The organism is Phaeobacter gallaeciensis, assembly GCF_001678945.1.
Lineage (GTDB): Bacteria > Pseudomonadota > Alphaproteobacteria > Rhodobacterales > Rhodobacteraceae > Phycobacter > Phycobacter gallaeciensis_A.
In genome coordinates this window covers 2,217,241-2,240,017 of the sequence record NZ_CP015124.1, presented here as the reverse complement: position 1 = coordinate 2,240,017, position 22,777 = coordinate 2,217,241, and the positions used below count along the sequence as shown (strand labels likewise).

14 protein-coding genes and 1 tRNA gene are annotated in these 22,777 nt (G+C 61.5%); 10 read left to right on the top strand and 5 right to left on the bottom strand.

Annotation, left to right across the window (positions count from 1 at the left end; genetic code table 11):
• The first annotated feature begins 195 nt into the window (after positions 1–195).
• The 3 genes from JL2886_RS10705 (at position 196) to JL2886_RS10695 (ending at position 5,822) form a co-directional block, all read left to right on the top strand.
• Complete coding sequence (locus JL2886_RS10705) at positions 196–2,451, top strand: NADP-dependent malic enzyme (protein ID WP_065271990.1); 2,256 nt, start codon at positions 196–198, stop codon at positions 2,449–2,451.
• 9 nt (positions 2,452–2,460) lie between these two features.
• The gene (locus JL2886_RS10700) at positions 2,461–3,333 is read left to right on the top strand and encodes a ribokinase (protein ID WP_065271989.1); all 873 of its coding nucleotides are present in this window, start codon (positions 2,461–2,463) and stop codon (positions 3,331–3,333) included.
• Positions 3,334–3,638: 305 nt separating this feature from the next.
• A complete protein-coding gene (locus JL2886_RS10695; RefSeq protein ID WP_165832687.1) occupies positions 3,639–5,822 on the top strand; it encodes a methyl-accepting chemotaxis protein in 2,184 nt (727 codons plus the stop codon).
• Between the two features lie 111 nt (positions 5,823–5,933).
• Here JL2886_RS10695 and JL2886_RS10690 read toward each other — a convergent pair.
• Positions 5,934–6,020, bottom strand: a tRNA-Leu gene (locus JL2886_RS10690).
• A gap of 242 nt (positions 6,021–6,262) precedes the next feature.
• Between JL2886_RS10690 and JL2886_RS10685 the strand changes: the two genes are divergently transcribed.
• Complete coding sequence (locus JL2886_RS10685; RefSeq protein WP_065271987.1) at positions 6,263–7,252, top strand: complex I NDUFA9 subunit family protein; 990 nt, start codon at positions 6,263–6,265, stop codon at positions 7,250–7,252.
• A gap of 99 nt (positions 7,253–7,351) precedes the next feature.
• On the opposite strand, the gene JL2886_RS10680 is transcribed toward JL2886_RS10685, so the two are convergent.
• On the bottom strand, positions 7,352–8,155 hold the full coding sequence (locus tag JL2886_RS10680) for an undecaprenyl-diphosphate phosphatase (RefSeq protein ID WP_065271986.1): 804 nt from the start codon (positions 8,153–8,155) through the stop codon (positions 7,352–7,354).
• Positions 8,156–8,393: 238 nt separating this feature from the next.
• Between JL2886_RS10680 and JL2886_RS10675 the strand changes: the two genes are divergently transcribed.
• The 5 genes from JL2886_RS10675 (at position 8,394) to queG (ending at position 17,293) form a co-directional block, all read left to right on the top strand.
• Positions 8,394–9,833 carry an NAD(P)-dependent oxidoreductase gene (locus tag JL2886_RS10675; RefSeq protein WP_065271985.1) on the top strand — a complete coding sequence of 480 codons (1,440 nt, stop codon included), beginning with the start codon at positions 8,394–8,396 and terminating at the stop codon, positions 9,831–9,833.
• Positions 9,834–9,908: 75 nt separating this feature from the next.
• Entirely contained in the window at positions 9,909–14,441 is a 4,533-nt protein-coding gene (gene gltB, locus JL2886_RS10670) for a glutamate synthase large subunit (protein WP_065271984.1), read from the top strand.
• 313 nt (positions 14,442–14,754) lie between these two features.
• Positions 14,755–15,489 (top strand): monofunctional biosynthetic peptidoglycan transglycosylase, encoded by a 735-nt coding sequence (gene mtgA / locus JL2886_RS10665; RefSeq protein ID WP_065271983.1) that lies wholly within the window; start codon positions 14,755–14,757, stop codon positions 15,487–15,489.
• A 64-nt stretch (positions 15,490–15,553) separates the two neighbouring features.
• Complete coding sequence (locus JL2886_RS10660) at positions 15,554–16,219, top strand: glutathione S-transferase family protein (protein WP_065271982.1); 666 nt, start codon at positions 15,554–15,556, stop codon at positions 16,217–16,219.
• Between the two features lie 21 nt (positions 16,220–16,240).
• The gene (gene queG / locus JL2886_RS10655) at positions 16,241–17,293 is read left to right on the top strand and encodes a tRNA epoxyqueuosine(34) reductase QueG (protein ID WP_065271981.1); all 1,053 of its coding nucleotides are present in this window, start codon (positions 16,241–16,243) and stop codon (positions 17,291–17,293) included.
• A gap of 112 nt (positions 17,294–17,405) precedes the next feature.
• Here queG and JL2886_RS10650 read toward each other — a convergent pair whose 3' ends face one another.
• The 3 genes from JL2886_RS10650 to JL2886_RS10640 form a co-directional block, all read right to left on the bottom strand.
• Positions 17,406–18,206 (bottom strand): carnitinyl-CoA dehydratase, encoded by an 801-nt coding sequence (locus JL2886_RS10650; protein ID WP_065271980.1) that lies wholly within the window; start codon positions 18,204–18,206, stop codon positions 17,406–17,408.
• The gene (locus JL2886_RS10645) at positions 18,203–20,242 is read right to left on the bottom strand and encodes an acetate--CoA ligase family protein (RefSeq protein WP_065271979.1); all 2,040 of its coding nucleotides are present in this window, start codon (positions 20,240–20,242) and stop codon (positions 18,203–18,205) included. Before JL2886_RS10645 ends, JL2886_RS10650 begins: the two co-directional genes overlap by 4 nt.
• A 353-nt stretch (positions 20,243–20,595) precedes the next feature.
• Complete coding sequence (locus tag JL2886_RS10640; RefSeq protein ID WP_065271978.1) at positions 20,596–21,759, bottom strand: acyl-CoA dehydrogenase family protein; 1,164 nt, start codon at positions 21,757–21,759, stop codon at positions 20,596–20,598.
• Positions 21,760–21,837: 78 nt separating this feature from the next.
• Between JL2886_RS10640 and JL2886_RS10635 the strand changes: the two genes are divergently transcribed.
• A complete protein-coding gene (locus tag JL2886_RS10635) occupies positions 21,838–22,776 on the top strand; it encodes a GlxA family transcriptional regulator (protein ID WP_065273644.1) in 939 nt (312 codons plus the stop codon).
• The last annotated feature ends 1 nt before the right edge of the window (position 22,777 follow it).

Sequence of the window (22,777 nt, the reverse complement as noted above, 5' to 3'; positions counted from 1 at the left end):
CACAGAAGCTGTTAAGTATTATTAACGGAATATAGCGCGGATCGGTCGAGATTGTGGCGAAAAGCCGACGAAATCTATCAAGTTTTATTTGAAATATTATTGCTTTTTAGGGGTCGTTTTCTTTCCGGATCGGATTGAGAGGGACGCAGGGCTGGGATAAGACTGTGCCCGATTAGGAGAGGACACCTACAGCCCATGCCCAAAGCGAAGATCACAAACGAAGAGGCGCTTGCCTTCCATCTGGAGCCGACACCCGGCAAATGGGAAATCAATGCGACCGTCCCGATGACCACGCAGCGGGATCTCTCCCTGGCCTATTCCCCCGGTGTTGCGGTGCCATGCGAAGCGATCGCGGCGAACCCGGAAACCGCCTATGATTATACCAACAAGGGCAACCTGGTGGCTGTCATCTCCAACGGGACGGCGGTTTTGGGGCTTGGAAACCTGGGCGCGCTGGGATCGAAACCGGTGATGGAGGGGAAATCTGTCCTGTTCAAACGCTTTGCCGATGTGAACTCGATCGACATTGAGCTCGACACCGAAGATCCGGACAAGTTCATCGACGCGGTCAAGCTGATGGGCCCGACCTTTGGCGGCATCAACCTTGAGGACATCAAGGCGCCCGAGTGTTTCATCATCGAGCAGCGCCTGAAGGAAGAGATGGATATCCCCGTCTTCCATGACGACCAACACGGCACCGCCGTGATCTGTGCGGCGGGCCTGATCAATGCGCTGCATATCTCGGGCAAAAAGATCGAAGACGTGAAAATCGTGCTGAACGGCGCGGGCGCGGCGGGCATCGCCTGTATCGAGCTGCTGAAATCCATGGGCGCGCGGCACGACAATTGCATCGTCTGTGACACCAAGGGTGTGATTTATCAGGGCCGTACCGAAGGTATGAACCAGTGGAAGTCGGCCCATGCGGTCAAGACTGAGCTGCGGACGCTTGAGGAAGCAATGGAAGGCGCCGATGTCTTCCTTGGCGTGTCGGTCAAAGGCGCGGTGACGCAGGAGATGGTTGCCTCCATGGCCGACAACCCTGTGATCTTTGCCATGGCAAACCCGGATCCCGAAATCACCCCGGAAGAGGCACATGAGGTCCGCGTCGACGCCATCGTCGCCACGGGCCGCTCGGACTATCCCAACCAGGTGAACAACGTTCTGGGTTTTCCCTACCTGTTCCGCGGGGCGCTGGACATCAATGCGCGCGCCATCAATGACGAGATGAAGATTGCTTGTGCTCATGCGCTGGCCGCATTGGCGCGCGAGGATGTGCCGGATGAGGTGGCGCTAGCCTATGGCAAATCGCTGACTTTTGGTCGCGATTACATCATCCCAACACCGTTTGATCCGCGTCTGATCCACCGGATTCCCCCAGCCGTGGCCAAGGCGGGCATGGACACGGGTGCCGCGCGTCGTCCCATCATCGACATGGAAGCCTATGAGATCAGCCTGAAAAGCCGGATGGACCCGACGGCCTCGATCCTGCGCGGCCTCAACGCCCGCGCGCGTTCGGCTCAGTCGCGGATGATCTTTGCCGAGGGCGACGATCCCCGCGTGCTGCGCGCCGCCGTTACCTATCAGCGGTCCGGCTTTGGCAAGGCGCTGGTCGTTGGCCGTGCCGATGATGTGAAGGCCAAGCTGGAAGCGGCCGGCCTTGGCGATGCGGTGCGCGAGCTGGAGGTGGTCAATGCTGCCAATACCCAGCATTTCGACACCTACAAGGATTTCCTGTTCAACCGCCTGCAACGCAAGGGCTTCGACCGTAAGGACATCCACCGTCTGGTGGGACGTGACCGGCACGTCTTCTCGGCGCTGATGCTGGCGCATGGGCATGGCGATGGTCTGGTCACCGGTGCCACCCGGAAATCCGCGCATGTTCTGGATCAGATCAACCACGTCTTTGATGCCGATGCCAAACACGGCGCGGCCGGCGTGACCGCGTTGCTGCATAAGGGCCGGATCGTGCTGATTGGCGATACGCTGGTGCATGAATGGCCGGATGAGAACGATCTGGCGACGATTGCCGAACGCGCTGCTGGTGTGGCCCGGCACATGGGGCTGGATCCCCGCGTGGCCTTTGTCAGCTTCTCGACCTTTGGTTATCCGGTGTCCGAGCGGGCGGAAAAGATGCATATCGCCCCGGGTGTTCTGGACAAGCGCGGCGTCGATTTCGAATACGAAGGCGAAATGACCGTGGATGTGGCGCTGAATGCCAAGGCGCAGGAGAATTACCCGTTCCAGCGTCTATCGGGCCCCGCCAACATCCTGATCGTGCCTGCCCGGCACTCGGCCTCCATCTCGGTCAAGCTGATGCAGGAAATGGGCGGTGCCACCGTGGTTGGCCCGATCCTGGCGGGCGTGGACAAGCCGATCCAGATCTGCTCGACCACCTCGACCGCTAATGACGTGCTGAACATGGCGGTTCTGGCTGCCTGCAACATCGGCTAGGCGGTAACGATGGCAATCTGGAACCTGGGCTCGATCAACGCTGACATGGTCTACGCGCTGCCGCATCTTCCGGTGGCGGGTGAGACATTGGCAGCCTCGGGTCTGGACCAGTTTCTGGGCGGCAAGGGGGCCAATATGTCGGTCGCCGCCGCCCGGGCCGGTAGCCACGTCTGCCACATCGGTGCTGTTGGCGCTGATGGCAGATGGGCGGTGGACCGCCTGCTGGAGTACGGCGTCGATACCCGCCATATCGCGCAGATCGACACGCCCACGGGCCATGCAATCATTGCTGTGGATCAGGACGGCGAAAACCAGATCATCCTGTTTCCCGGAGCCAACCGCGCGATCAGCCCGGATCAGATCGGTCAGGCCCTGTCGGCTGCCTCTGCCGGGGATATTCTGGTGATGCAGAACGAAACCAACCTGCAGGTCGATGCAGCGCGGATGGGCCGTGATCTGGGGCTGCGGGTGGCCTATGCGGCGGCGCCTTTTGACGCGGTAGCGGTTGCAGCGGTCTTGCCGCATCTGGATCTTTTGTTTCTGAATGCGGTCGAGGCGCGTCAATTGCAGGATGCAACCGGCAATCCGCCCGAGGCGCTGGGCGTTGAAGATGTGATCGTTACCCTCGGGGCAGAGGGCGCGCGCCATTTCCATGGCACCACAGGCGCGGTGCAGGATATTCCAGCCTTGCCGGTCACCCCGGTCGATACCACCGGGGCAGGAGACACCTTTACCGGTTATGTCCTTTCCGGTCTGGATCGCGGAATGCCGATGGCGCAGGCCATGGCGCAAGCCTCCCGCGCGGCGGCCCTGATGGTGACTCGCCATGGCACCGCCGATGTCATTCCCGATCTGAAAGAGGTTCAGGACAGTCGGCTTTGATGCCTCCCCGGACCCGTACTGAGCCTACCGAACGGGTAGATTTCTAACGCCGGTCGATCCGGTTTCTCTTGTTATTCTCGGTGATTTAATCGGGCGATATTCTGGTCTGCTCATGCGCCCGGGATCCGTCCGCCCATGGTTCTGAAATCGTAACTTATTCGAATAAATGCTAAATATGGAGCCAAGGTTCAGGCGGCTCCCCAATACCCGTAGGTGCGAAAAGATCAACATGTCGTGATTTAAGTATGCAAATTCTTAAGCCTCTTCGCGCTAGGAAAAGACTCTGTTGATAGGAGTTTTTAACGATGTCCCTCAGAATGCGGATTGTTGTTGCGCTGTTGGTCAGTTCTTTGGTTGCGATCGCGATTGTCACTGTGCCTTTGTTCATGGGCCTGGGGACAGTCTCGGATGAGGGAACACTCCGCGAGCTGCGTCAGTTCGAGGCCCGTGTCAGTTCCGAGATCGAAGGGCGCCAGCGACTCGCCCTGACCACGGCTCAGACCGTGGCTGCCATGTCGGACGTGCAGCGCGCCGTGGCAGAGCAGGACCGAGACACGCTTGACCGGATTTTCGCCCAAAACTTCAAAGGACTGGCAACGAGTGCCGGGATCGCTCAGTTCCAGTTTCACACTCCAGAGGCGCTGTCTCTGTTCCGGGTGCACAAGCCCGAGAAGTTTGGCGATGACCTATCCGGGTTCCGCCATTCCGTTGTTGCCGCGAACAAGACGCAGGCGCCAGTTTCGGGCCTTGAACGGGGACGCGCGGGCATCGGTATCCGCGGTATCGCCCCGATCAGCCATGATGGCAGCCACGTGGGCAGCGTGGAAATCGGCCTCAAATTCGACAGCGCCCTGGTTCAAAGCCTGACCGAAGGAGGCGATTCCGCGCTTGAAATCTACCTTTTGCCAGACAGCGATATCAGTTCGTTCTCCAGCACTGGCGAAGAGATCCGCCGACTGACCGGAAGTTACGACGGTCCCGCGCTTCTGGATGCGGCTGCCATTGCAGGTTTTGTGAAAGGCGAGGCGGCAGAGACGTCGGACTATGACCTTGGCGGCCATGCCTATGCGGGCAGCCCGTTTGAAATCCGTGACTTCTCCGGAAATCTGGTTGCCGTGGGCAATGCGCTTGTCCCCTTGGATGCGATCACGGCGATCACCAATACGATCCGCAACACCGGTATCGGCGCGGCCATCGTGGCGATGGTTCTGGCCGGCGCCATGGCGCTGGGTCTGGGGAAATGGCTGTGTGGTCTGCTGAACCGGATCAGCAACCGGATGATTTCCTTGTCTGAGGGCAATCTGAACATCGAGATGACAGGCCTGCCAGACAAAGGCGAAATTGGCGACATGGCCCGCAGTCTGGGCGTCTTCCATGCGGCCCTGGTTCGCCAGCGTGAGATGGAGCAGACTCAAAAGGCACATAGTGAAAATCAGGCCAAGGTCGTTGCCAGCCTCGGCGCGCGTCTGTCCGAATTGTCAGGCGGTGATCTGACAACTCGCATCTCCGACCGGTTCCCCGAGGATTACGAACAGCTGCGTCTGGATTTCAACCGAACCGTCGAAAATCTGAACGGCACGGTGACGAAAGTGGTGGAATCCGCCTCCAGCATCCGCAACGGTGCCGCCGAGATCAGCCAGTCTTCGGATGATCTGTCTCACCGCACCGAGAGTCAGGCCGCGACGCTGGAAGAAACCGCTGCTGCGCTGGACGAGCTGACGGCGTCGGTCAAATCCGCTGCCGATGGCGCTCGTAGCGTTGAAAACATCATGAACGAGGCCAAGAAAGAGGCCGAGAACAGTGGCGTCGTGGTGCAAAGTGCAGTCTCGGCGATGACCGAGATCGAGCAATCCTCGACCCATATCGCCCAGATCATCAGTGTCATCGACGACATCGCTTTCCAGACCAACCTTCTGGCGCTGAACGCGGGGGTCGAGGCCGCCCGTGCAGGCGAAGCAGGCCGAGGCTTTGCCGTGGTTGCCTCCGAAGTGCGGGCTTTGGCGCAGCGGTCCTCGGATGCGGCGATGGAAATCAAGACGCTGATCGGCGATAGCTCGAGACAGGTGGAACGCGGTGTGGATCTGGTTGGCAAGGCCGGCGAGGCCCTGCAGAACATTGTCGAGCGGGTGAACCATATCTCTGGTCTGGTCACCGATATCGCCGAAGGCGCTGTGGAGCAATCCACGGGCCTTGGTGAGATCAACACCGGCGTGGTGCAGTTGGATCAGGTGACTCAGCAGAACGCCGCCATGGTGGAAGAGGCCACCGCAGCAGGGCACATGCTGAACAGCGACGCCACCAAGCTGGCCGAGCTGGTTGCTCATTTCAAAATCGCAGGCGGTGGCAATATCACGGCAATGCCCAGCACCCCTGAAGCAGCGCCAAGCATGCCAACGGCCCATGGGGATGCGGACTGGGACTTCAGCGACGCGACACCTGCCGCTGCCACGGATGGCAACGCCGCCCTCGACAAGTGGCAGGATTTCTAAAGCCGGAAGCAGGGCTGAATATCAGCCTGAGCTGAGGCAAGACATCATTCAAGGGCGCCCTGTGGGGCGTCTTTGAACATCTGAAACTGTAGGGGTTCCAACAAAGGATTATGGTGCCCAGGAGAGGACTCGAACCTCCACGTCCATACGGACACTAGCACCTGAAGCTAGCGCGTCTACCAATTCCGCCACCTGGGCAGGTGTCGTGCAGCGGCGTATACGCACCGGCGGCGGGAGCGTCAAACGGATTTTTACATCGGGTGGCAATTTGCAGCCGGATTCAGGGCCCCGCGGCCGGGACCCCGTGAAGGCCGGGGCCGATGGCGGCGGTAAAGCCAGCGATTTATCATGAAACTGTGGGTCCGGACATGATTTTGCGCCTTGTTTGAAACCCGCTGGCCCGGTAGATCGGGTCAAGAGCTAACTGCAGGAGCCAAAAGATGTCCAAACTGGTCACGATCTATGGCGGATCTGGTTTTGTCGGTCGATACATTGCGCGCCGGATGGCCAAGGAAGGCTGGCGGGTCCGGGTCGCCGTGCGCCGCCCGAACGAGGCGATGCATGTAAAACCCTACGGTGTCCCTGGTCAGGTCGAGCCTGTCTTCTGCAACATCCGCGACGATGCCTCTGTCGCGGCGGTGATGCAGGGCGCGGATGCGGTTGTGAACTGCGTCGGCGTTCTGAACGAGCTGGGCAAGAATACCTTTGATGCCGTCCAGGCCGAAGGCGCGGGCCGCATCGCCCGGATCGCTGCCGAACAGGGTGTCCAGCAACTGGTACATATCTCTGCCCTTGGCGCCGATGCCGAAAGCGACAGCGACTATGCCCGCAGCAAGGCCGCAGGCGAAGCCGCCGTTCAGGGGGCTTTCCCGGCTGCAGTGATCCTGCGCCCCTCGATCATCTTTGGTACCGAAGATCAGTTCTTCAACCGTTTCGCCTCGATGACGCGGATGTCGCCCGTGCTGCCGATTGCCTGCGGCAAGACCCTGTTCCAGCCGGTCTATGTGGATGATGTGGCGCGCGCCGCCGTGGCCGGAGTTCTGGGTCAGGCCGAGCCGGGCATCTACGAGCTGGGCGGGCCGGAAGTGAAGAGCTTTGCCGCGCTGATGCAGGAGATGCTGTCGGTCATCCATCGCCGTCGTCTGGTGCTGTCGCTGCCGCGTTTCGTTGCCGGTATCGTGGCCTTCGGGTTTGACGTGCTTCAGGCCGCCAGCTTCCAGCTGATCGAGAACAAGGTGCTGACCCGCGACCAGCTGAAGAGCCTGCGCCGCGACAATGTGGTATCTGAGGGCGCCAAAGGGTTCGCCGATCTGGGGATCGAGCCGGAACTGATGGGCCCGATCCTGCCGGATTACCTGTGGAAATTCCGCCCCTCCGGGCAATACGACGTGATGACCGCTTCGGCTCGCAACCTGAAGGGCGACGCCTGATCGCGTTGGCGGCAGGTCCATATAAGATCATGAAGCGCGGTCCATCTGGTGCCGCGCTTTTTCTTTGACTGTTCTTTGTCTGATCGGCGCAGAGGGATCTCAGCTATAGGCGACGATCAGCAGCACAACGCCCAGAACCACCCGGTAGATCACATAGGGGGTGAAGCTGACCGATCTCAGCAGCCGCATCATCAGGCTAAGGGCTGCAAGGGCCGAGACCAGCGCCAGCACGGCGGCGATGGCGGCGTCGCGCATCAGGGCGGTATTTGCCTCGACCGCGACTTCAGCCCCCAGCAGAACGCCTGAGGCGATAATGGTGGGGATCGACATCAGCATGGCAATCCGTGCGCCTTCGGTGCGGGTATAGCCCAACTGCCGGGCACCGGTGATGGTGATGCCGGACCGCGAGGTGCCGGGGATCAGCGCGATCATCTGCCACAGCCCCATGATCAGCGCATCACGCAGGCCCCAGTCTTGTGCGGATTTCAGGCTCGCGCCCTTCTGATCGGCGACATAAAGGACAATGCCAAAGATCAGCATGGTCCAGCCGATGACAGCGGTGGAGCGTAGCGCGTCGCTGAAGCCGGTGAAATGCAGGGCGGCGCCGAACAGGACCGTGGGGATTGTTGCGACGATCAGCCCCAGCGCCAGTCGGGCACCTTCGGTGTCTACATGTCCGCAGGCCAGACGCGGCAACCCCATCAAGCCGGTGCGCACATCTTTCCAGAAATAGATCACCACGGCCGCCAGTGTGCCGACGTGAACGGCCACGTCGATCACCTGCCCCTGATCGTCCAGCCCGGTCAGCGCAGGCAGCAGAATCAGGTGCCCGGAGGAGGAAATCGGCAGGAATTCGGTGATGCCCTGAATGAGGGCGACCAGGACGAGTTGAAAGAGAGGCATGGCCGGGCGCTCCTGTATCGGACCGGAGGGGTCCTAAGCGGTCAATTTTCTTTAGTAAATTTGCACCCGGATGGGAAGCGCAGCACTTAGGTCCGATTCGGATCTAAAATCACTGTACTTTTTTGCTCCAGCGGGTATCAGAAAGCGAGAACTGACAAAATAGGTCAGTACAGTTGACTTTTAATCCGCCGCGCTTCGATCTATGACGACCGGAGCAAGCTAAAAATGGAGTCCCCCCGTGGCCAAGCAACCAATGCTCAAATTCGTGCAGATCGAACGCGACATGCCCGAGAAGCGGACCGCGGAAGCGCGCAAGGAAGATTTCGACGAAATCTATGCGGAGTTCGCCCAGGCGAAGGCAGAAGAGCAGGCCAGCCGCTGCAGCCAGTGTGGCGTGCCCTATTGCCAGTCCCATTGTCCGCTGCACAACAACATCCCCGACTGGCTGCGTCTGACCGCGACCGGCCGTCTGGAAGAAGCCTATGCCACCAGCCAGGCGACCAATACATTCCCGGAAATCTGCGGCCGCATCTGCCCGCAGGACCGCCTGTGCGAAGGCAACTGTGTCATCGAGCAATCCGGCCATGGCACGGTCACCATCGGCGCGGTGGAGAAATACATCACCGACACCGCCTGGGAAAACGGCTGGGTCAAACCCTTTGCACCGCTTCATGAGCGTAGCGAAAGCGTTGGCATCATCGGTGCCGGCCCCGGTGGTCTGGCAGCTGCGGACATGCTGCGCCGCGCGGGTGTGCAGGTCACCATCTATGACCGCTATGACCGGGCCGGCGGGTTGCTGACCTACGGCATTCCCGGCTTCAAGCTGGAAAAAGACGTGGTGATGCGCCGCAACAAACTGCTCGAAGACAGCGGCGTTACATTCGTGATGAACTGCAACGTGGGCGAGGACATCTCCTTTGCTGACCTCCGGGCCAAGCATGATGCGGTGATCATTGCCACCGGCGTCTATAAATCCCGCGATCTGGCCATGCCGGGCAGCGGCGCGGCGGGCATCGTCAAGGCGATCGACTTCCTGACCGTCTCCAACAAGCGCAGCTTTGGCGACACGGTTGCCGAATTCGACAGCGGTGAGCTGAATGCCGAAGGCAAGAAGGTCGTTGTGATCGGCGGCGGTGATACCGCGATGGACTGCGTGCGGACCTCGATCCGCGAAGGCGCGACATCGGTGAAATGTCTCTACCGCCGCGACCGTGCCAACATGCCCGGTTCGCAGCGCGAAGTGCAGAACGCCGAGGAAGAAGGCGTCGTCTTTGAATGGCTGTCGGCGCCCAAGGGATTTGCCGATGCGGATGGCAAGGTGACCGGCGTGATGGTGCAGAAGATGCGCCTGGGTGCCCCCGATGCCACCGGCCGTCAGGCTCCCGAGGTGATCGAAGGTGCCGACTATGTCGAAGAGGCCGACCTGGTGATCAAGGCGCTGGGCTTTGAGCCGGAAGATCTGCCGACCCTCTGGGGCCAGCCCGAATTGCCGGTCACCCGCTGGGGCACCGTCAAGGCCGAGTTCAAATCCGGCGCAACCGATCTTCCCGGCGTCTATGCCGTGGGCGATATCGTGCGCGGGGCGAGCCTCGTGGTCTGGGCCATCAAGGACGGCCGTGACTGTGCCGAGGCGATCCTGGAGCGGTTCAACGCAAAGGCAGCCGTCGCAGCTGAATAACCAAAGACTTCGGTCCCACGCGGATGCGCGCCCCTGAAACAGGCGAGGCGCCCCCGCCAGGCAAAGGAAAATGACATGACGAAATATGATGCAGAATGGGTCCGCGCCGAAGAAGCCAAGCGCAAGTGGATGGCAGAAAACGGTCTCTATTCCGAGGAAGAAGAGCATTCTTCCTGCGGTGTGGGTCTGGTCGTCTCGCAGGATGGCAGCGCCAGCCGCAAGGTGGTCGAAGCCGGTATCAACGCGCTGAAGGCGATCTGGCACCGCGGTGCGGTCGATGCCGATGGCAAGACCGGCGATGGTGCGGGCATCCACGTGCAGATCCCGGTTCCCTTCTTCTATGACCAGATCAAGCGCACCGGCCACGAGCCGCACACCGATCAGCTGATCGCGGTTGGTCAGGTCTTCCTGCCGCGTACCGATTTCGGCGCACAGGAAACCTGCCGGACCATCGTGGAAACCGAAGTTCTGCGCATGGGCTATTACATCTATGGCTGGCGCCACGTGCCGGTGGATGTGACCTGCCTGGGTGAAAAGGCCAACGCCACCCGCCCCGAGATCGAGCAGATCCTGATCTCCAACTCCAAGGGCGTGGACGAAGACACCTTTGAGCGGGAGCTTTACGTGATCCGTCGCCGGATTGAGAAAGCAGCCGCTGCTGCCGGGATTGGTGGTCTTTATATCGCGTCGCTGTCCTGCCGGTCGATCATCTACAAGGGCATGATGCTCGCCGAACAGGTTGCGGTTTTCTATCCCGACCTGATGGACGAACGCTTTGAATCTGCCTTTGCGATCTATCACCAGCGCTATTCCACCAATACCTTCCCGCAGTGGTGGCTGGCACAGCCGTTCCGCATGCTGGCCCACAATGGTGAGATCAACACGCTGAAGGGCAACGTCAACTGGATGAAGAGCCACGAGATCCGCATGGCTTCCTCCACCTTTGGCGACTATGCTGAGGACATCAAACCGATCATCGCGGGCGGGTCTTCCGACTCGGCGGCGCTCGATTCGGTGTTTGAGGTTCTGGTGCGCGCGGGCCGCTCCGCCCCCATGGCGAAAACCATGCTGGTACCCGAAAGCTGGTCGAAACAGGCGGTCGAACTGCCCGAAGCCTGGCGCGACATGTATTCCTACTGCAACTCCGTGATGGAGCCCTGGGATGGCCCTGCCGCGCTGGCAATGACAGATGGTCGCTGGGTCTGCGCCGGTCTGGACCGTAACGGCCTGCGCCCGATGCGCTATGTCGTCACCGGCGATGGTCTGGTGATCGCGGGGTCCGAAGCGGGCATGGTTCCGATCGACGAAGCCAACGTGGTGGAAAAGGGTGCGCTTGGCCCCGGTCAGATGCTGGCCGTGGACATGAAAAAGGGCAAGCTGTTCCACGACACCGAGATCAAGGACAAGCTGGCCGCCGCGCTGCCGTTCGGCGAGTGGGTTGAAAAGATCAACGATCTGGACGAATCCCTTGCCACGGTGACGGAAAAGCCGCTGTTCCAGGGCGAAGAACTGCGCCGCCGCCAGATTGCGGCCGGTTACACCATCGAAGAGCTGGAGCAGATCCTGGCGCCGATGGCTGAGGACGGCAAGGAAACGCTGGCCTCCATGGGCGATGACACCCCGTCGGCGGTTCTCTCCAAGAAATACCGCCCGCTGTCGCATTTCTTCCGTCAGAACTTCAGCCAGGTGACCAACCCGCCGATCGATTCCCTGCGTGAATACCGGGTTATGTCGCTGAAAACGCGGTTCGGGAACCTCAAGAACGTTCTGGATGAGGACAGCAGCCAGACCGAGATCTTCGTTCTGGAAAGCCCCTTTGTCGGCAACGCCCAGTGGGACAAGCTGATGGAGAGCCTCAACGCGCCGCTGGTCGAGATCGACTGTACTTTCGTACCGGGCAAAGGCTCGCTGAATGCGGCGCTCCAGCGCATTCGCGCCGAGGCTGAAGAGGCAGTGCGCTCCGGCTCTGGCCATATCGTTCTGACCGACCAGCATTCGAATGCGGATAAGGTTGCAATGCCGATGATCCTGGCGACCTCTGCCGTGCATTCGCATCTGACCCGCAAGGGTCTGCGGACCTTCTGTTCGCTGAACGTGCGTTCGGCCGAGTGTATCGACCCGCATTACTTTGCGGTGCTGATCGGTTGTGGCGCCACCGTGGTGAACGCATATCTGGCCGAGGATTCGCTGGCAGACCGTATCGAACGCGGCCTCTTGGACGGCAGCCTGACCGAGAACGTCAGCCGCTACCGCGAAGCCATTGACCAGGGCCTCTTGAAGATCATGGCCAAGATGGGAATCTCGGTGATCTCCTCTTACCGTGGCGGTCTCAATTTCGAGGCCGTAGGCCTGTCCCGCGCCATGTGCGCCGAATACTTCCCGGGTATGACCAGCCGGATTTCCGGCATCGGTGTGTCGGGTATCCAGGTCAAGGCTGAGGAAATCCACGGCACCGCATGGGCAGAGCAGCAAAACGTTCTGCCGATTGGCGGCTTTTACAAGGCGCGTAAATCGGGTGAGACCCATGCCTGGGAAGCCAGCTCGATGCATATGCTGCAGATGGCCTGCAACAAGGCGTCCTACGAGATGTGGAAGCAGTATTCGGCCAAGATGCAAAGCAATCCGCCGATCCATCTGCGCGACCTTCTGGACATCAAGCCGCTGGGCAAGCCGGTGCCGCTGGAGGAAGTGGAAAGCATTACCGCGATCCGTAAACGCTTTGTGACGCCGGGCATGTCGCTGGGGGCGCTGTCGCCCGAGGCGCATAAGACGCTGAACGTCGCAATGAACCGCATCGGCGCCAAATCGGACTCCGGTGAGGGTGGCGAGGATCCGGCACACTTTGTGCCCGAGCCCAATGGCGACAACCCGTCGGCCAAGATCAAACAGGTGGCCTCAGGCCGTTTCGGTGTCACCGCCGAATACCTGAACCAGTGTGAAGAGCTGGAGATCAAGGTCGCTCAAGGTGCCAAACCGGGTGAAGGTGGTCAGCTGCCGGGGATGAAGGTCACCGACCTGATTGCCCGCCTGCGCCATTCGACCAAGGGCGTGACCCTGATTTCGCCGCCGCCGCACCACGATATCTACTCGATCGAGGATCTGGCGCAGCTGATCTATGACCTGAAACAGATCAACCCGCGCTGCAAGGTGACGGTGAAACTGGTGGCTTCCTCTGGTGTTGGCACCATTGCTGCTGGCGTTGCCAAGGCGAAGGCCGACATCATCCTGATCTCGGGCGCCAATGGCGGCACCGGTGCTTCGCCCGCGACCTCGATCAAATTCGCCGGTCTGCCCTGGGAAATGGGTCTGACCGAAGCGCATCAGGTGCTGGCGATGAACAACCTGCGGGGCCGCGTGACTCTGCGCACCGATGGTGGTCTGCGCACGGGACGCGACATCGTCATGGCCGCGATGATGGGCGCCGAGGAATACGGCATCGGTACCGCCGCGCTGATCGCGATGGGCTGCATCATGGTGCGTCAGTGCCAGTCGAACACCTGCCCGGTGGGCGTCTGCACCCAGGACGAAAGCCTGCGTGACAAGTTCACCGGCAACGCCGACAAGGTGGTGAACCTGATCACCTTCTACGCGCAGGAAGTGCGGGAAATCCTCGCTTCCATCGGTGCGCGCAGCCTGGATGAAGTGGTTGGCCGTGCGGATCTGCTGGCGCAGGTCTCACGCGGTTCGGCGCATCTCGATGATCTCGACCTCAACCCGCTGCTGATCACCGTCGATGGCTCTGCCAGCATCGTCTACAACCGCGACAAGGACCGCAACGCGGTGCCGGATACGCTGGACGCGGAAATCGTGCGCGATGCGGCGCGGTTCCTGCAGGATGGCGAAAAGATGCAGCTGTCCTATGCGGTGCAGAACACCCACCGCACCGTGGGTACCCGCACGTCGAGCCATATCGTGCGCAACTTCGGTATGCGTAATTCCTTCCAGCCCAACCACCTGACGGTGAAGCTGCAAGGCTCGGCCGGTCAGTCCCTGGGGGCCTTTGCGGCGCCGGGTCTGAAACTGGAAGTGTCCGGTGATGCCAACGACTATGTCGGCAAGGGCCTGTCGGGTGGCATGATCGTCGTGCGTCCGCCGATGGCCTCGCCGCTGGTGGCAAGCGACAACACCATCGTTGGCAACACCGTGCTTTATGGCGCTACGGACGGCTACCTGTTCGCAGCGGGCCGCGCGGGCGAGCGTTTCGGGGTCCGCAACTCGGGCGCCAAGGTGGTAATCGAGGGCTGCGGCTCCAACGGTTGTGAATATATGACCGGCGGTGTTGCGGTCATCCTGGGCTCCATCGGCGCCAACTTTGGTGCCGGCATGACCGGGGGTATGGCCTATCTCTATGACCCCGAGGGTAAGGCCGAGACCATGATGAACATGGAATCGCTGGTTACCTGCCCGGTCACCGTTGAGCATTGGGAAGCGCAGCTGAAAGGCCTGATCGAGCGTCATCTTGAGGAAACCGGAAGCCGCAAGGCCGCGGAGATCCTGCAACACTGGGACATCGAGAAGGGTAATTTCCTGCAGGTTTGCCCCAAGGAAATGCTGAACAAGCTGACGCATCCGATCTCGGAAGAGCAGGCTGCCGTTCCCGCCGAATAAGCCGAACGAAAACAGTGCTATCAAATTGTCCCGCAGGCGACCCGCCTGCGGGGCTTTTTCTTTTTGGGGGAGTGTTTCTCCGGGTCACCCGAGCAGCAAGCCCTGGCGCCTACATCGCCTGACCCCTGCCTGTCCCGGGACAGGACCGGTTCAAGCACAATGGCGGTTTCCCCGCCTGCGGCGCGGAGCCTCCGCAATTCTGCCTGAGCCGTCCCTTTGTCCCGTGCCCGTTTTGGGCATGCGATGAGGGGTCCGGAGCAGCAGGCGGATTTCACGGTGGCAGCCACGGGTGGCTCTGCCGTATAGAGGGGGTATGGCGAAGGCAGCGAAGAAAAAGCCGGGCCCGCGCAGTGCGTCTCTGCTGCGCCGGATGACCTGGCCCTTGAGGTGGGTGCGCAAATGGGTTCTTAGAGCCTTTTTTGCGGCTGCCCTGCTGGCTGTGGCGTTGGTGGCGCTCTATTCGGTGGTGAACCCGCCGATCACCCATACGATCTGGAGCGAACAGCGCAGGCTGGGTGAGGTGGATCGGGAATGGGTCCCGTTTGACCATATCGCGCCGGTCATGGCGCGCTCCGTGGTGGCGGCGGAAGATGCGCGGTATTGCCAGCATTGGGGGATTGATGTCACCGCGATCCGCGCGGCCCTTGCCGAGGGCGGTCAGCGTGGCGGGTCGACTATTTCCCAGCAGGTGGTGAAGAACGTATTCCTCTGGCAGGGGCGCAGCTGGATCCGCAAGGCGCTGGAAACACTGATGACTCCGCTGGTCGAGGCGATCTGGAGCAAACGGCGCATCCTGGAGGTCTATCTGAACGTCGCGGAGATGGACGAAGGCGTCTTTGGCGTCGAGGCGGCGGCGCGGCAGTATTTCGGCGTCGGCCCTGATGCTTTGTCCGCGCGTCAGGCGGCGCTGATCGCGGCGGTGCTGCCGGATCCCAAGGGCAGATCGGCGTCGCGGCCGTCAAAATTCGTCCGTCAACGGGCGGCGCAGATCCGGGATGGGGCGGCCACCATCCGCGCAGATGGACGATCAGCCTGTTTCGAGGATTGAAACTTTTGCCGCAAGCGGGCATTGCTGGTTCTATCCCGCACGCTTCAGGAGACTCCACCCGCCAATGGCACGCCTGTATCATGTCCCGCTCTCACCGTTTTGTCGCAAGGTCCGCTTGTCGCTGGCGGAAAAGAAGATCGAGGTCGAACTGGTCGAAGAACGCTATTGGGAGAAAGATCCCGATTTCCTGCGGCGCAACCCGGCGGCCAAGGTTCCGGTGGTACGTCTTGATGGCAAGATGATGTCGGAAAGCGCGGCGATCTGCGAATACTTGGAGGAAAGCCGCCCCGAACCGTCGCTGATGCCCTCTGATCCCGATGGCCGTTATGAGGTGCGCCGTCTGGTCAGCTGGTTCGATGACAAGTTCCACCACGAGGTGACCTCGAAACTGCTGTATGAGCGGGTCAACAAGAAGGTCACCGGCGAAGGCTATCCCGACAGCCGCAACGTCAAGGCTGGCGCCCGGGCGATCAAGTATCACCTGGATTACATGGCCTGGCTGCTGGACCACCGGCGCTGGCTGGCGGGGGATAGTATGACGCTGGCGGATTTTGCTGCCGCCGCGCATCTGTCATCGCTCGATTATATCTCCGATGTGGATTGGAACCGCTCTGCCGCCGTGAAGGATTGGTATGCCAAGATCAAGTCGCGCCCGGCATTCCGGTCGATCCTGGCTGATCAGATCCCCGGCTTCCGGCCGCCGCCGCATTATGCTGACCTCGATTTTTGATCTGCGCCTGCCGGTGTTGGCATGAGCGCTGCCCTGAAGGAAAAGCTGATCCGCCAGGCGCTGGACGAAGGGTTCGTCGCCTGCCGGGTCTGCCGCCCGGGGGATGTGCCCGAGGTGCCCGCGCGGCTGCAGGCCTTTTTGGAGGCAGGGTATCACGGGCAGATGGGCTGGATGGCGGAGCGCAGCCATTGGCGCGGTGATCCGGCGCAGCTGTGGCCCGAGGCAAGATCAGTGATCATGCTCGCCGAAAGCTATACCCCCGACGAAGACCCGATGGCGGTTGTGGGCCAGCCTGACCGGGGTGCGGTCTCGGTCTATGCGCGCGGCAAGGATTATCATGATCTGGTCAAGAAACGTCTGAAACGTCTGGCTCGCTGGCTGATTGCCGAGGCGGAGAAGGCGGGCGATCCTGCCGAGGTAAAGGTTTTTGTCGATACTGCGCCGGTGCCGGAGAAGCCGCTGGGGCAGGCGGCCGGGCTGGGTTGGCAGGGCAAACATACCAACCTGGTGAGCCGGGACTGGGGCAACTGGGCCTTCATAGGCTCTGTTTTCACCACGCTGGAGCTGCCGGTCGATGCGCCAGAGCGAGATCATTGCGGCTCCTGCCGGTCCTGCCTTGCGGCCTGTCCGACAGATGCCTTTCCCGCGCCCTATCAACTGGATGCACGGCGCTGCATTTCCTATCTGACAATCGAGTACAAAGGCCCGATTGACGAAGAGCTGCGCGGCAAGATGGGCAACCGGATCTATGGCTGTGACGATTGTCTCGCCGCCTGCCCGTGGAACAAATTTGCGGTTGCAGCCAGCGACATGCGTTATGCCGCCCGCGAAGGGCTCAGCGCGCCGCGTCTGGCCGATTTGGCGGCGCTGGACGATACGGCGTTCCGGGCGATGTTCTCGGGCTCGCCGATCAAGCGGATCGGGCGGGATCGGTTTGTGCGCAATGTTCTATATGCCATCGGCAATTCGGGCGATCCCGCCCTTGGCCCGGTGGCGGCGCGGCTGACCGAGGATCCGGATCCCGTGGTCGCCGATGCCGCGCGCTGGGCGGTGCAGCGCATCAAAGGGAGTTGAAGCTTTTCACGCCTGTCGCGCCAGCGGCAGGCATGCGTCCGCCCGCCGCATGGCGGGCGATTAGGTGACATGCCTCAGTTGATCCATTGTTTCAGGCTCAGCCCGAAAAGCTCTAGCGGCCCTTCCAGACCGGATCGCGTTTCTCGGCAAAGGCGCGGGCACCTTCCATCTGATCTTCGCTGTCATAGAGCACATCGACCGAGCGCAATTGCCGCTGGGTGATCCGGTTCATCGCGTCCTGGAACTTGGAATCTTCGGCATCGCGCACGATTTCCTTGATCGCCGCATAGACCAGCGGCGGCCCCGAGGCGAGCAGCCGGGCCAGCTCCCAGGCGCGGTCCATCAGCTGATCGGCGGCGACGATTTCATTCACCAGACCCCAACGGTTCGCCTCTTCTGCGTCGAACCAGCGTCCGGTGAGCAAAAGCTCCATGGCGATGTGATAGGGGATGCGTTTGGGCAGTTTGATCGAGGCCGCATCGGCCACCGTGCCCGAACGGATTTCCGGCAGGGCAAAGGTGGCGTGATCGGCAGCAAGGATCATGTCGGCTGACAGCGCCAGTTCCAACCCACCGCCACAGGCGATGCCGTTCACCGCTGCGATCACCGGTTTGTTCATCTCGCGCATTTCCTGCAGGCCGCCGAAGCCGCCAACGCCGTAATTGCCATCGACGGCATCACCATCCGCGGCAGCCTTCAGGTCCCAGCCGGGGCAGAAGAACTTGTCACCGCCACCTGTCACGATGGCGACGCGCAATTCGGGATCATCGCGGAATTCGCGGAACACCTCGCCCATGACAACGCTGGTCTTCAGGTCGATGGCGTTGGCCTTTGGTCGGTCCAGTGTCACCTCAAGGATGGCGCCTTCGCGGCGGGTTTTGACGGGGCTCTGTGCGGTATCTGTGTCGGTCATCTCATCCAGTCCTTTCTGCGCATAAGCGCATCCGCCGCGATGGCATCATCGGCGGTACAAATCAGCGGGTTGATCTCAATCTCTTCCAGTCCTTCGGCGTGGTCCAGCACATAAGAGCCGACCGCGCGAACGGCGCGCAGGATGGCCGCGTGGTCTGCGGCGGGTCTGCCCCGATAGCCGTCGAGCACCCGGGCGATACGCAGGGAGCTGAGCGCAGCCTCGATGGCCGCGTCGCTGGCGGGCAGCAGAAGTGAGACGCTGTCCTGCATCAATTCGGTCAGGGTTCCACCGGCGGCCAGGGTCAGGACAAAGCCATGTGCTGGATCCTTCACTACGCCGATCAGCAGTTCGGCCACCGCATCCGTGATCATCTCTTCGACCAGGAAGGAGGAGGCAGGCATCTGCTCTGCGGCCGCGCTTACGGCGCCGCCGGACATCAGGTTCAGAACCACGGCGCCCGCCTCGGTCTTGTGGGCAACGCCTTCACCTTTCAGCGCTACCGGGTAGCCAATGTCGGCTGCGCTGGCGCGCGCTGCGCCCGGTGTTTTTGCGCGATGGGATTTCGGGATACGCAGTCCGTAATCCGCAAGGCGCCGCTTGGCTTCGGCCTCGGGGATCAGATCGGGATCCACCGTCGGCGTGGGCAGCAACAGCGGCTCGGCAGCGGGCAGGGGGGATCCTGCGGCGGCTTCGCAGGCGATGATCGCTTCGCGCAATCCGCAGAAGGGCACCACGCCTGCCGCCATCAGCTGCGCCGCGACTTCTTCGGGCAAGAGTTCGGACAGTGAGGCTACCATCCCGACATTGGCGCCAGTCTGCTGGCGGGCGCCAATCGCGGCCTCAATCGCGCAGTCCCAGTCCGCGGCCGAGCAGCGATCGGGGCGCGGGAAATCGACGATCAGCAGGGTCATCGCCAGCGATGGGTCCATCATCGCGGAAAAGGCGCGGGTCATCGCATCGACGTCGCGCCAGATATAGGTGTGGTAATCCAGCGGGTTGGCCAGTGCCACCATCGGTCCCAGCGCCGCGCGCAGGTTGGTCGTCTGGCGCTCGTTCAGCGGCGGAAAGACCACATCAAGGTCATGGGCCGTATCCGCCGCCAGACTGGCCTCGCCGCCAGAACAGCTGATCGAGGCGATCCGGTTTGAGGCGAGAGGCCCGGTGACGTGCAGCAGTTTCAGCGTCTCAAGGAAAGAAGAGAGATCATCGAGCCGCGCAATGCCAAGGCGGGCGAGCAGCGCTGCCGCCCCGGCATCTCCCCCGGCGACCGATGCGGTATGGGAAACGGTCGCTGCCTGTGCCTCGGCTGATTTTCCAACCTTGAGGGCAACAATGGGTTTGCCCAGCTCCCGGGCACGCTGGGCGAGGGCCTCGAAGGCCCGCAGATCGCCAAAGCCTTCGATATGCAGACCAAGGGCCGTCACCCGGTCGTCTTCCAGCAGGGCGGCGCCAATGTCGGCGATGCCGGATTGCGCCTGATTGCCCGCTGTCACCACATAGGCAAGGGGCAGACCGCGTTGCTGCATGGTGAGGTTAATGGCGATGTTGGAACTTTGAGTGACGATGGCCACACCGCTGTCGGTGGGTTGCCCGCCATGCTGATCCGGCCACAAAAGCGCGCCGTCCAGATAGTTGATGAAGCCATAGCAGTTCGGTCCGAGAATCGGCATCTCGGCCGCGGCCTCCAGCAGCTTGGCCTGCAGGTCAGCGCCTTCGGCATCCTCGGCCTGGGCCTCGAGGAAACCGGAGGCGAAACAGACCGCTCCGCCGGCATTCCGGGCGGCAAGGTCGGCGACGATATCCACAGTGGCAAAGCGGTTCACCCCGATGAAACTGGCATCCGGTGCAGCGGGCAGATCCGCAACCGATGCATAGGCGGGCAGACCTGCGATCTCTTCGGCCTTGGGGTGAACTGGCCAGATCTGGCCAGCGAATCCCATCGACCGGCATTGCTCAACCACCAGCCGACACCAGTCGCCGCCGCCAATGACGGCGATTGTTTCGGGCCGCAACAGTCGTGACAGGCGCGGAGTCATGCTGAAACCCCATGCAAACTGAAAAATTTTGGGCCAAGGGCGGAATTATAGCCGCGCTGATAACGTTTCATTAACGAAATGATCCCTTTATGGTTGTGCGGATTGAGTAGGGATGCTTTAGACCGCGATTTCAGAACGCCCCCCGGTTCCTTTTGGGTCCGGGGGGTTGTCGTTTTTGAACTGCCTTTTTTCCCGGGAGATCGCTGCACTTTGGTTGCACAGGAACCCGACGGTATCAGGTCTGCGACAGAGGCGTACCGTAAACAGGTCGCGAAATCTGACCCAAATTCGGTGCTCATCCAATGAGTGAAAAACGGCCGGTAGCAGTGAAATATGGTCTTCACCACCGGGGGTTACCCGCCCAGAGGACGCAGCAACTCCCGGCTGATGATGTGGCGCTGGATTTCGCTGGTGCCTTCCCAGATCCGTTCAACCCGGGCATCGCGCCAGATACGCTCAAGCGGCAGTTCGTCCATCAGGCCCATGCCGCCGTGAATCTGGATCGCCTCATCCGCGACCATGGCCAGCATTTCAGTCGCCTTCAGTTTCGCCATGGACATGTCGCTTTCGGTGACGCTGCCCTGATCGAATTTCCAGCCTGCTTCCCAGGTCAGAAGGTTTGCTGCCTTCAGCTCGGTTGCCATATCCGCCAGTTTGAAGGACACGCCCTGAAATTTCCCGATCTGCTGGCCGAATTGCTTGCGCTCGGCGGAGTATTCCACCGCATGCTGCAAGGCGCGTTCAGCGCGGCCCAGACAGGTGGCCGCAACCTGCAGTCGCGTTGCGCCTAGCCAAGTGTTTGCAACCTCGAACCCCTTGTCCACCTCACCCAGAATGGCGGATTTCGGCAGGCGGCAATCGTCGAATTCCAGCACCGCGTTGGTATAGCCGCGGTGGCTGACATTGCGGTAGCCGTCGCGCACGCTGAAGCCCGGCGTGCCCTTGTCGACGAAAAAGGCGGTGATCTTCTTTTTCGGCCCGCGCGGGGTATCCTCTTCACCCGTGGCCATGAAGACGATGGCGAAATCGGCAATATCGGCGTGGCTGATGAAATGCTTGGTGCCGTTGAGGATGTAATCATCCCCATCCGCCCGCGCCGTGGCGGTCATGCCGCGCAGATCGGACCCGGCGCCCGGCTCTGTCATCGCCAGACAATCCCATTTTTCGCCCTTCATGCAGGGGTAGAGGTACTTTTCCTTCTGCTCATCCGTACCGGCCAGCAGGATGTTCGACGGGCGCGCAACGCAGGTCCAGTGCAGCGCGTAGTTGGCGCGACCCAGTTCCTTTTCGTACATCAGCCAGCTGAGCGTATCGAGCCCGGCGCCGCCCACCTCTTCGGGCATGTTGGCGGCATAAAGACCCGCTTCCATCGCCTTGGCCTGCAGCTCCTTGATCAGCTCCATCGGCAGATGACCGCTGCGCTCCACCTCAAGCTCATGCGGGTACAGCTCTTTTTCGACAAAGGCGCGGGTGGTGTCGACGATCATCGACTGTTCTTCGGTCATCCCAAACTGCATCTGCGGAATCCTTCTTGTTCGCTTGTCCGGGAGACTACGCGGGATATAGGTAGGTTTCATGCGTAAATGGAGAAAATCATGCAAAGTTGGGTGAAAGATCGCGCCGCACCGCAGCAGGTGGATGTGCTGCTGTTTGATGATTTCTCGGGTCACTGTTTGGCCAATACAGTCGAGCCCATGCGCGCGGCCAATACGCTGGCCGGGCGGCAGATCTACGATTGGCGCTTTCTTACGCTGGAGGGCGGCACGGCGGTGTCTTCGGCGGGGATGGAGGTCAACGCGCACGGGCGGCTCGCTGAATACGGCGGCGACATGCTGATCGCCATGCCCAGCTATCATTACCGGCCATTGGCCACCGATAAGGCGTTGCGCGGGCTGCGGGCTGCGGCGCGGCGCTACGCGGTGATGGCGGGGTTTGATGCCGGGGCCTGGCTGCTGGCCTCTGCGGGGCTATTGGACGGGCACCGGGCTACCATCCACTGGGAAGAGTTGCAGGGTTTCACCGAGGCCTTCCCCTCGGTCGATGCGCAGCGGCTGCGTTATGTGCGGGACGGGGATCGGGTCACCTGTTCCGGCGCGCTGGCTGCCTTCGAGCTGATGCTGGATCTGATCGCGGAACGCCACGGCCAAGCGCTGCGGCTGGAGCTTGCGGCCCTGTTCATGAGCCCGGAGGCCACTGGCGGTCAGGTCATCCCACTGGCCCGCAGCCGGTCGCTGGTGCGGGCCATCGACTTGATGCAGGCCAATCTGGAGATGCCGCTGCCCATCGGAGAGGTCGCCCGCCGGGTGGGCCGCAGTCAAAAGGATCTGGAGGCGCGGATGAAGGCGGAACTGGGCGCGCCGCCGCAAGCGGTCTATCGCAGGCTGCGGCTGATACAGGCGCGCAAACTGGTGCTGGAAACCACGCTCAGCGTGGCCGAGATTTCCCTGCGTTGCGGCTATGAGGATCCCAGCGCCATGACACGTGCCTTCCGGCAGGAGTTCGGCAGTACCCCGCGCCAGATGCGCAGGGGGTAGG